General features: G+C 62.7%; 10 protein-coding genes. All 10 read left to right on the top strand.

Annotation, left to right across the window (positions count from 1 at the left end):
* A partial coding sequence (locus TSA66_RS27390; RefSeq protein ID WP_040042707.1) for a uroporphyrinogen decarboxylase family protein occupies positions 1 to 584 on the top strand: 584 nt, incomplete at its 5' end.
* 251 nt (positions 585 to 835) lie between these two features.
* Positions 836 to 2,281 (top strand): cytochrome c oxidase accessory protein CcoG, encoded by a 1,446-nt coding sequence (ccoG, locus tag TSA66_RS17140; protein WP_232429485.1) that lies wholly within the window; start codon positions 836 to 838, stop codon positions 2,279 to 2,281.
* Between the two features lie 270 nt (positions 2,282 to 2,551).
* Positions 2,552 to 3,775: a cytochrome-c peroxidase gene (locus TSA66_RS17135; RefSeq protein WP_084199675.1), complete on the top strand. Its 1,224-nt coding sequence runs from the start codon at positions 2,552 to 2,554 to the stop codon at positions 3,773 to 3,775.
* Positions 3,776 to 3,797: 22 nt separating this feature from the next.
* The gene (locus tag TSA66_RS17130) at positions 3,798 to 5,081 is read left to right on the top strand and encodes a porin (protein ID WP_040040812.1); all 1,284 of its coding nucleotides are present in this window, start codon (positions 3,798 to 3,800) and stop codon (positions 5,079 to 5,081) included.
* 15 nt (positions 5,082 to 5,096) lie between these two features.
* The gene (locus tag TSA66_RS17125) at positions 5,097 to 5,633 is read left to right on the top strand and encodes an FMN-binding protein (protein WP_040040811.1); all 537 of its coding nucleotides are present in this window, start codon (positions 5,097 to 5,099) and stop codon (positions 5,631 to 5,633) included.
* On the top strand, positions 5,630 to 6,445 hold the full coding sequence (locus TSA66_RS17120) for an FAD:protein FMN transferase (protein WP_040040810.1): 816 nt from the start codon (positions 5,630 to 5,632) through the stop codon (positions 6,443 to 6,445). The genes TSA66_RS17125 and TSA66_RS17120 overlap by 4 nt, the downstream gene beginning before the upstream one ends.
* 3 nt (positions 6,446 to 6,448) lie before the next feature.
* Positions 6,449 to 6,931, top strand: a complete 483-nt coding sequence (locus TSA66_RS17115) for a hypothetical protein (protein ID WP_052452396.1) — start codon at positions 6,449 to 6,451, stop codon at positions 6,929 to 6,931.
* A gap of 143 nt (positions 6,932 to 7,074) precedes the next feature.
* Positions 7,075 to 7,374, top strand: a complete 300-nt coding sequence (locus TSA66_RS17110) for a FeoA family protein (protein WP_040040809.1) — start codon at positions 7,075 to 7,077, stop codon at positions 7,372 to 7,374.
* A gap of 21 nt (positions 7,375 to 7,395) precedes the next feature.
* Positions 7,396 to 9,282 (top strand): ferrous iron transport protein B, encoded by a 1,887-nt coding sequence (feoB, locus tag TSA66_RS17105; RefSeq protein ID WP_040040808.1) that lies wholly within the window; start codon positions 7,396 to 7,398, stop codon positions 9,280 to 9,282.
* A complete protein-coding gene (locus tag TSA66_RS17100) occupies positions 9,282 to 9,554 on the top strand; it encodes a DUF6587 family protein (RefSeq protein WP_052452395.1) in 273 nt (90 codons plus the stop codon). The genes feoB and TSA66_RS17100 overlap by 1 nt, the downstream gene beginning before the upstream one ends.
* Positions 9,555 to 9,796: the final 242 nt, after the last annotated feature.

Here is a 9,796-nt window from a genome sequence, read left to right as displayed (position 1 = left end):
TGTACAACCGGCCCGACCTGATGCACCACATCCTGAAGACCAATGCGGCAGCGGTGGCGGCGTACCTGAATGCCCAGATCGACGCCGGAGCGCAGGCCGTGATGATTTTCGACACCTGGGGCGGGGCGCTGGCCGATGGCATTTATCAACAGTTTTCGCTAGCCTACATGCGCGAGGTCGTGGCCCAGCTCAAGCGCGAGCAGGACGGCGTCAAGATTCCGGCGATCGTATTCACCAAGGGCGGCGGCTTGTGGCTGGAGGAAATTGCCGACATCGGCGCCGACGCGGTGGGGCTGGACTGGACGGTGAATCTGCGGGCGGCGCGGGCCAAGGTCGGGCACAAGGTGGCGCTGCAGGGCAACCTCGACCCGAACGTGCTGTTTGCCGGTTCCGAGCAAATCCGGGCGGAAGTGCGCAAGCTGCTGGCATCGTTCGGCCAGCCGCAAGCCGGGGCCGGGCATGTCTTCAACCTTGGCCATGGCATTTCGCAATTCACGCCGCCCGACGCCGTCGCGGTGCTGGTCGAGGCCGTGCATGCCATGAGCCGGGAAATGCGGCGGCAAGCATGCGCCGCCTCAGCTTGATTTGCTGTTAGTTTGGATGGCTGCTGCTGTTGAGCGGATGGGCGCGCAACGAAGTGGCCTATTGCATCGAAGGGGAGCCCTTCTGGGCCAAGATTGTGGTGGGCATTTTCGGCGTAGCCGAATTCGGAGCCTGCCTGCCACCTGTAGCGTGCGCCGGTTCGACGGGGTCATGCACTCGACGCAGCCGCTGGATTTTTCCAAAACATATGTAGCCCATCACAACCATGCGACGCTGGAGCGAATTCGGGAGCATGGGCACAGCCATGTCGACTGAGCGTCTTCACGATCCGTACTCTGGCAGCGGCGGACACGGATCGCGGCCCGTGCAAGTCGATGCGGCGCGTCACAGGCTGTATGTACGGGAGGCGCAGGGACGCCACACCCGCAGGCGCTGGGCTTGCGTGTGGCTGACGCAGCTAGTGTATTACGGCTTGCCGTGGCTGCGCTGGAACGGCCGGCCTGCTGTGCTGTTCGACCTTGCCGCGCGCAAGTTCAACGTGTTCGGGCTGGTGTTGTGGCCCCAGGATTTCATCTTTTTCGCCGGTTTGCTTGCGCTGTGCGCCGGTCTGCTGTTCCTCGCCAGCGCCGTGGCCGGGCGTGTCTGGTGCGCCTTTGCCTGCCCGCATACGGTCTACAGCACGATGTTCATGTGGATCGAGAACAGGATCGAGGGCACCCGCGCAGCCCGCATGCGGCTCGACACACAGCCGCTGTCGCTTTCCGGAGCAGCGAAAAAGCTCGCCAAGCATGGCGCCTGGCTGCTTTTGGCGGTATGGACCGGGATCACCCTGGTAGGCTATTTCACGCCGATCCGGACACTGCTGGGCGAACTCATAGCGTTCTCTGCCGGCCCCTGGGCGAGTTTCTGGATCTGCCTTTACGGCGGGCTGGCGTACCTGAATGCCGGCTGGATGCGCGAGCAGTTCTGCAAGTACATCTGCGCCTATGCGCGCTTTCAGAGCGTGATGTTCGACCGCGATACGCTGGTTATCCGTTATGACCGCCTGCGTGGCGAGCCGCGCGGACTGCGGCGCAAGCACCGCGACCCGGGCGCGCCACGGCAGGGCGATTGTGTCGATTGTACGATCTGCGTGCAAGTATGCCCGACCGGGATCGATATCCGCAACGGCTTCCAGTACGAGTGCATCGACTGCGCTTCATGCATCGACGCATGCGACGCGGTGATGGACAAACTCGGCATGGCGCGCGGCCTGATCGGCTACTCCACACTGACCGCAGCGGAGCAGGCCCAACCGGTGCAGCGGCTGTGGCGCGGATTCCTGCGCCCGCGCGTGCTGGGCTACGCCGGCATCCTGGCCGGCGGGCTTTTGTTGTATGTCGCCGCGCTGTCATTGCGCCCGCCGATCAGGCTGAACGTGATTCCCGATCGTGCCGCAGCGCGATTGGCAGAGGACGGCGCGGTTGAAAACGTATTCCGGCTGCAGGTCATGAATATGGATGAGCGGCCCCGTCGGGTGAGGATCGCAGTGACCGGGCTGGATGCGATCAGGTCGCTTGAGGGAGGGGAGTACGACATCGATGCCGCGGCTTCGCGCAGTATCCCATTGCGCGTGCGTGCCTTGCCGGCGGGGCTGCGGCCCGGGTCCCATCGAATCCTGTTCACGCTCGAGGCGGTGGAGGGACCTGCGCTGCACATTAGCGAGCGGTCAGTGTTTGTTGTCTCGCACGAGCGGTGACGCTTGCACGGCGGATCACATCCCGGTGGCGATGGCACCGTGAGTGCATCTTTTTTCAGGTTGAAAGCTGCCTTATAGCAACAAGCCTATTGAATTAAGTGCCGTGGTTAATTACAATCATTCTCATTTAGGTTGCTATTTACAGCAGATTTACGCATTCGCAACGTCTCCCTTTGCGGTGGAAATCTGTTTTTCTCTTCTCGCAAGCCAGTTCGACTGCCGCGACATGCCAGGGCAGTGACAGCCAGCGGATCTTGTCACGGAACCGGGATGAACAAGTCGAATGTCGGAGGCCATGGCCCTTCGCGCGCAGTGCGCGCGCTTGCCTGGTCATTGGCGGTGCTGGCCGCCTGTGTATTAAGTGCATGCGGCGGCGGGTCGGATAGCGGCGCCGCCGCTCAGGAAGCCGGGTTGAGCGCGGTCGCAGCGCTTGGCGAAAAGATTTTCAGCGACGCCAGCCTTTCCGCATCCGGCGGACAATCGTGCGCGAGCTGCCACAATCCCGCTCATGCGCATGCGCAGAACAATGCTTTCTCGGTACAGCTCGGCGGGCCCAATCTCGATATATCGGGTTTTCGCGCTGTGCCGTCGCTGCGCTACCTCAGCTTCAATCCCGTATTTTCCTTCGATGCCGAGGGCACGCCGATCGGTGGATTCAACCGCGACGGCCGTGCGCAATCGCTGGCAGAGCAGGCCCAGCGGCCGTTCCTGGCCCCGCATGAAATGGCCAACGCCAGCAAGGCGGACGTAGTGGCGCGCCTGACGCAGACTTCCTACGTGGACGAGTTTCGCAAAGTGTTCGGCGCTGCGGTCTTCGACAACACGGATGAAGCGTTCGACCGCGCGGTGTTCGCATTGCAGCGTTACCAGATCGAGGACAGCGGATTTCATCCGTTCGATTCCAAGTACGACCTGTTTTTGGCCGGCAAGGCGCAGCTGAACGCGGCAGAACTACGCGGCCTGGCTCTTTTCAACAACCCCGCCAAGGGCAATTGCGCCGCCTGCCACACCAGCGCGCGTGGTGCGGACGGTTCGCCGCCACTGTTTACCGACTTCAGTTTCGACAACCTGGGCGTTCCGCGCGACAGCGCCATTCCGGCCACTGCCGATGCCAGCTACTTCGATCTCGGCTTGTGCGGTCCGGATCGCACCGACCTCGCGTCGCGCGCCGAGCTGTGCGGTGCGTTCAAGGTGCCAACCCTGCGCAATGTCGCCACCCGCAAGGTGTTCTTCCATAACGGCCGCTTCGGCAATCTGCGCGATGCGCTGCGCTTTTACGTGCGGCGCGACACCAACCCGGAAGAGTGGTATCCGACGGTGGGCGGTGTCGTGCAAAAGTTCGACGATCTGCCGCCGCAATACCGCGCCAACGTGAACACCAGCGAAGCACCGTACAACCGTCAGCCCGGCATGGCGCCGGCCTTGACGGAGAATGAGATCGACGACGTGATGCAGTTCCTCGGCACCCTGAATGACGGCTATCAGGCTCAATGATTTTTACTCTACCGGAGCAGTAATGAAGAAAAATATCCTGGCGCAAGCCATCCTTGCCGCCTTTGTGATGGCGCCGGCAGCGGCGTTTGCAAGCGAAGCCGAGCTAATGCAGCGCATCGAAAAACTGGCCGCCGAACTGGAAAAGGTCAAGGCCGAGCTGGCGGCAACCAAACAGAAAACCGATACGGTCGAAAAGCGCCAGGAAACCATGGCAGCCGCCGCTCCGGCCAGCCAGGGAGCCGCGTCCGGCGCGCCGCAGACGGTGGTGACAGGCTACGGTGAAATCAACTACAACCATCCCACCAAGGACGCCAGCAAGGCGCAGACCGACGTGCGACGCGCCGTGATCGGCATCCAGCACCGCTTCGACGACAAGACCAAGCTGGTGTCGGAGTTCGAACTGGAGCACTCGGTGACCTCGAAGGACGACCAGGGCGAAGTGGCGGTAGAACAACTCTACGTCGAGCGCGAATTCGACAACGGCCTGCGCGCCAAGGCTGGCCTGTTCCTGATTCCTGCCGGCTTGCTGAACACCAACCATGAGCCGACCGCCTACTATGGCGTCGAGCGCAATTTCGTGGAAACCGCGATTATCCCGTCGACCTGGCGCGAAGTCGGCGTGGGACTGTCGTCCACACTGGAAAACGGCCTGAGCTGGGATGCTGGCGTCACCACCGGTTTCGACCTCACCAAGTGGGATGCCGCATCCGAAGAAGGACGCGAGTCGCCGCTGGGCGCGATCCATCAGGAAGGCCAGCTTGCCAAATCGCGCGACATGAGCGTGCACGGTGCGCTCAACTGGCGCGGCGTGCCGGGGCTGCTGCTGGGCGGCTCCGTATTCACCGGCAAGATGGGCCATAACACTGCCGGCTTTGCCGCCACGGATGCGCGCCTGACGCTGTGGGATCTGCATACGCGTTACACGCCGGGCCGATGGGATCTTTCGGCTGTCTATGCGCGTGGCCATATCAGCGGCGTCGACGCACTGAACCTCACCTTCGCAGGCAATCCGACGCCGGTTCCGTCGTCCTTCGCCGGCTGGTATGCGCAAGCGGCCTATCAGCTCTGGAAGTCGGGCGATTACGCCTTGTCACCGTTCGTTCGCTACGAGCGCTTCAATACGGCCAAGAGCTATACCCCGGTGCCGGCGGGGCTGGGTGCGGCGACCGGGCCGGATGAAAAGGTCGTCACGGTTGGCGCGAACTTCCGGGTGGGTGAGGGTGTCGTACTGAAGGCCGATTACCAGAAGTTTTATGAGGACACGACACGCAACCGCGTGAACCTCGGCCTCGGCTTCGCATTTTAAATTCTCCAGTCGCATATGAAATCGCTCCATCTGGCGACGCTGGCGGCCGCTGCTGCTGCCAGCGGTTCGGCATTCGCAACCCAGTACCTGACGGTGGAACAGGCGCAGCACGCCATCTTCCCCGACGCCACGCGCTTTGCCGACGCAAATCTGCAGCTGGCGCCGGAACAGATGCGGCAGGTCGAGAAACTGGCCGGGCTTCCGGCGCGTTCGGTGAACTGGCGTGTATTCGCAGCCTATCGCGGCGACGCGCTGCTGGGCCACATGGTGCTGGACGACGTGATCGGGAAATTCGAACTGATTTCGTACGCCGTCGGCGTCAATCCGGACGCCAGCATCAAGCAGGTCGAAATCCTCACCTACCGCGAAAGCCACGGCTTCGAAATCAAGAGCCCGGCGTGGCGCAGGCAATTCGCCGGCAAGACTGTGCAATCGGGGCTGGTGGTAGGCGAGGGCATCGCCAATATCAGCGGCGCGACCCTGTCGTGCAACCACGTGACCGATGGCGTGCGGCGCATTGCCGCCATCGCCCAGGTAATACTGAAGAAATGAAACGCCGTGCCCAGCCCTGGTTGGGCACGCTGGTCGACATCACGATTGCCGATCCGCTTAGCGACGCCGAACTGGCGGCATGCTTCGACGACGCGTTTGCCGCCATCGCCGAAGTGCAGCGCCTGATGAGCTTTCACGATCCCCAAAGCGATGTGTCGCGCTTCAACCGCGCGCAGCCTGGCGAAGCGGTGCCGGTGCATGCGCATACCCGCGAAGTGCTGCGCACGGCGCTGGGAGTGTACGGCGCGAGCGAAGGCATTTTCGACATCTCCTGTGCACCGCGGCTGGTCGACGCCGGCTGCCTGCCGCCACCGGGCGGCAAGCGCGCCGATCATGTTCCCGGCAGTCGTGCGCTGTCGCTCGATGAAGGACTCCATGCGCTGAAGAGCGGTCCGCTGTGGATCGATCTCGGCGGAATAGCAAAAGGATACGCGGTCGACCTCGCCATCCAGGTGCTGCAGCGGCGCGCCGTGCGCTCGGCCTGCGTCAATGCCGGCGGTGATTTGCGTGTGCTGGGCGCGAATCCGGTACTGATCCGCAACCCGCGCGCGCCAACCGACATGGCGATGCAAGTCGAGCTGCAGGACGAATCCTTGGCGACTTCCGCCAATTACTTCTCTGGTCGCGACGCCGCGGCGGGCAGCGTGCTGATCGATGGCCGCAACGGACGGGCATGTGCGGGCGACTTTAGCGTCACGGTACGGGCGCCGAGCTGCATGCTGGCCGACGCGCTGACCAAGGTCGTCGCCGCCACGCAAGATGCAAATCATCCTGCAGTGGCACGTTTCGGCGCCTGCGCTTTTATAATCTGAGCGATGCGACATCGAAAACAATCTCTGCATCATCTTTCCAATGGCCCGCGCCCGGTTGGCCTGCGCATCGAACGCTGGCACCGTTTCTGCATTTACGGCGTCGCCGCCTGGCTAGCCGGCAGCGGCGTCTTATGGCTGGTCGCCCATTACTTCATGCGGCCGGTCACCGAGTTCGGGGAGGGCATCCACCCGCTGGAACCGTGGTCGATGAAACTGCACGGTGCCGGCGCGATGGCTGCACTGTTTTTCGTTGGCAGCCTCCTGAACATCCATCTGCGTCGGGCGATCAAGGCTGGAAGCAACCTTGCTTCCGGCTGGTCGATGATCGCCTTCCTAGCTGCGCTGACCTTGAGCGGCTACGGGCTGTATTACCTCGCTACCGAGCAGAACCGGCCGCTGTGGTCGGCGGTGCACTGGATCGTTGGCTTGCTGTTTCCGGCTTTATTGATCTTGCACATAGTTTTGGGCAGAAGGCGGTCTCTATAATCGTGACAACTTGCTGTATCCGCTGGGCAACTAAATGCACGAATGTTATTAAGAATAATTATCATTCGCGTGCTATACTATATTCAAGAGCGGTAAAGTAAGTGTCAACCGGCCATTTTCTGACTCACTCTTGAAAGCGAACCATGTCTGCCGCCCTCACCGATCAGTCGTTGCAAGATGAAATTCCTCACCTCGGCTTGCTCAGGAAAGGCGAACGCGCAGTCGTACGCGGTTTCGCGCATACCCACAATGCCGAACAGCTGGCACTGAAAACCCGCCTGCTGGAACTCGGCTTTGCGCCAGGCGAGCAGATTCGCGTCGTGGCCGAATCATTCCCGCGCCGCGACCCGATGGCGGTCAAGCTCGGCAACACCACATTCGCCTTGCGACGGCACGAGGCGGCACTGATCCACATTGCACCCGCCGACCGTAGCGTCGCGTAACGACCCTTCCCAATCCTGTCTATGAGTACTGCCAAGCCGCTGCGCCTTGCCTTGGTCGGCAACCCCAACTGCGGCAAGACTGCGCTCTTCAACCGCCTGACCGGAGCCCGGCAAAAGGTCGCCAACTATGCAGGCGTGACCGTCGAGCGTAAGGAAGGGCAGTTCACCTCGGCTGCCGGCTGCTCGTACCAGATCGTCGACCTGCCCGGTGCCTACAGCCTCAACGCGATGACGCCGGACGAGGCGATCACGCGAGACGTGCTGTTCGGCACGCGCGCCGACGAGGTGCCGCCGGACGTGATCGTGCTGGTGGCGGATGCCAACAACCTGCGCCTGAACCTGCGGCTGGTGCTGGAAGTGCTGCGACTGAAGCGCCCGACAATGCTGGCGCTGAACATGATGGACGTGGCAAGGAAGCGCGGCCTGGAGATCGACACCGCGAAGCTGCAGCAGGAGCTGGGCATCCCCGTAATAGAAACCGTAGCGGTCAAGCCGGGCGGCAGTACTTCGCTGGTCGCGCAGCTCGATGCGCTGGCGCGCCAGCCGCGCGCCGATGTGAGTGCCGTCGGGGCGCATGCGCAATTCAATGCCGACAACAGCGCCTCGCTGGAAGAAACGCAAAGGGAAGTGCGCCGCATCCTTGATGCGGTAATTACGCGGCATGGCGAAGAGCATACGATCGGCGAAAGGATCGATGCGGTCGTGCTGCACCCGGTGCTCGGCTATGTCATTCTGGCAGTGCTGCTGTTCCTGGTTTTCCAGGCCGTGTTCAGCTGGTCGGCCGCGCCGATGGAGCTGATCAAGAGCGGCGTCGAGGGCCTCGGAAAGACGGTGCAAGACATCATGCCCGACGGCGTGCTGCGCAGCCTGCTGGTGGACGGCATCCTGTCCGGCGTCGGCAGCGTGCTGGTATTCCTGCCGCAGATCCTGATCCTGTTCCTGTTTATCCTGACGCTGGAAGAGTCCGGCTACCTGCCGCGCGCGGCCTTCCTGTTGGACCGTCTGATGGGCAGTGTCGGCCTGTCCGGCCGTGCCTTCATTCCGCTGCTGTCGAGCTTCGCCTGCGCCGTACCCGGCATCATGGCCACGCGCACCATCCAGGATCCGCGCGACCGGCTCGCCACCATCATGATCGCGCCACTGATGACCTGCTCGGCGCGCCTTCCGGTGTATGCGCTGATCATCGGCGCCTTCATCCCGGACCGCACGATCGGCATCTTCAACCTGCAGGGACTGGTGCTGTTCGGCCTGTACCTGGCCGGCATCGTGTCGGCGATGGCCGTGGCTTACGCATTCAAGCGCACCTTCGGCAAGAATCGCTACACGCCGCTGATGCTGGAACTGCCGAATTATCACTGGCCGAACCTGCGCAACCTCGCGCTCGGCTTGTGGGAGCGCGCCAAGATTTTCGTTACCCGGGTGGGTACCATCATTCTGGCGCTGATGGTGATCCTGTGGTTCCTGTCGAGTTTCCCTGCGCCGCCCGACGGCGCTACCGGACCCGCGATCCAGTACAGCCTGGCCGGCCATCTCGGCCGCATGCTGGAAGTGGTATTCGCGCCGATCGGATTCAACTGGCAGATCGCCATTGCGCTCATTCCCGGCCTCGCGGCGCGCGAGGTTGCCGTCGGCGCCCTCGGCACCGTCTATGCGCTGTCTGCCACCGGCGACCAACTGGCGACTGCGCTTACGCCAATGATCGCGGCCACCTGGAGCCTGCCGACCGCACTGTCGCTGCTCGCATGGTATGTGTTCGCACCCCAATGCATTTCCACGCTGTCCATTGTCAGGCGCGAGACCAACTCCTGGATTCCGCCGCTGGCGATGACGGGATATATGTTCACCCTGGCCTATCTGGCGTCATTCGCAACCTACCAGATCGGCCGCATGCTGCTCGGAGGCGCGTGATGCAGGAATGGATCGTCGGAGTGATCGTGGCGGCTGCGTTCCTGGCCGTCGTCAGGCGCTACATGCCGAAGGTGTGGCGCCGGGCACTGCGCATTCGGCTGGAGCTGCTGGCACGACGCCTGGGCTGGGAACGACTCGCACGCCGCCTGGCCGGCTCCGACGAGGCGGCGGCATGCAGCGATGGTTGCAGCTCATGTGGCGGGTGCGGGACGGACGATGCCCAACCGGTTACCGACGAGCGTTTTGTGATCAAGCTGAAGACTGTCAAATAGAACGCTTCGCCTGCGAATATTCCGTGCGGCGAGACACGGGCATCCTGCCCGACCCACCTTTCACATCAGCGGCAGCTCGACCACCGGAATCAGAGCGCCGCGCATAGCGCGCCGCAATTGTTCAATACCCCGGCTGTACGTGGCGTGTGCAGCAGCCCCCATAGCCGCAGGCCGGTAAGCGATAGCAGGATCAGGCCGCCATCTCCGCTCGATTTCTTCCTTTCTAAGATTGATTGCTTGCC

It is taken from the genome of Noviherbaspirillum autotrophicum (assembly GCF_000818395.1).
Taxonomy (GTDB): Bacteria; Pseudomonadota; Gammaproteobacteria; order Burkholderiales; family Burkholderiaceae_D; genus Noviherbaspirillum; species Noviherbaspirillum autotrophicum.
The sequence above is the reverse complement of the archived record's forward strand: the minus strand, read 5'-3'. Positions and strand labels throughout refer to the sequence as shown.

Coding starts and splice junctions, on each gene's coding strand:
- ccoG (WP_232429485.1), top strand. CDS start 836: ATGGGCACAGCCATGTCGACTGAGCGTCTTCACGATCCGTACTCTGGC.
- TSA66_RS17135 (WP_084199675.1), top strand. CDS start 2,552: ATGAACAAGTCGAATGTCGGAGGCCATGGCCCTTCGCGCGCAGTGCGC.
- TSA66_RS17130 (WP_040040812.1), top strand. CDS start 3,798: ATGAAGAAAAATATCCTGGCGCAAGCCATCCTTGCCGCCTTTGTGATG.
- TSA66_RS17125 (WP_040040811.1), top strand. CDS start 5,097: ATGAAATCGCTCCATCTGGCGACGCTGGCGGCCGCTGCTGCTGCCAGC.
- TSA66_RS17120 (WP_040040810.1), top strand. CDS start 5,630: ATGAAACGCCGTGCCCAGCCCTGGTTGGGCACGCTGGTCGACATCACG.
- TSA66_RS17115 (WP_052452396.1), top strand. CDS start 6,449: ATGCGACATCGAAAACAATCTCTGCATCATCTTTCCAATGGCCCGCGC.
- TSA66_RS17110 (WP_040040809.1), top strand. CDS start 7,075: ATGTCTGCCGCCCTCACCGATCAGTCGTTGCAAGATGAAATTCCTCAC.
- feoB (WP_040040808.1), top strand. CDS start 7,396: ATGAGTACTGCCAAGCCGCTGCGCCTTGCCTTGGTCGGCAACCCCAAC.
- TSA66_RS17100 (WP_052452395.1), top strand. CDS start 9,282: ATGCAGGAATGGATCGTCGGAGTGATCGTGGCGGCTGCGTTCCTGGCC.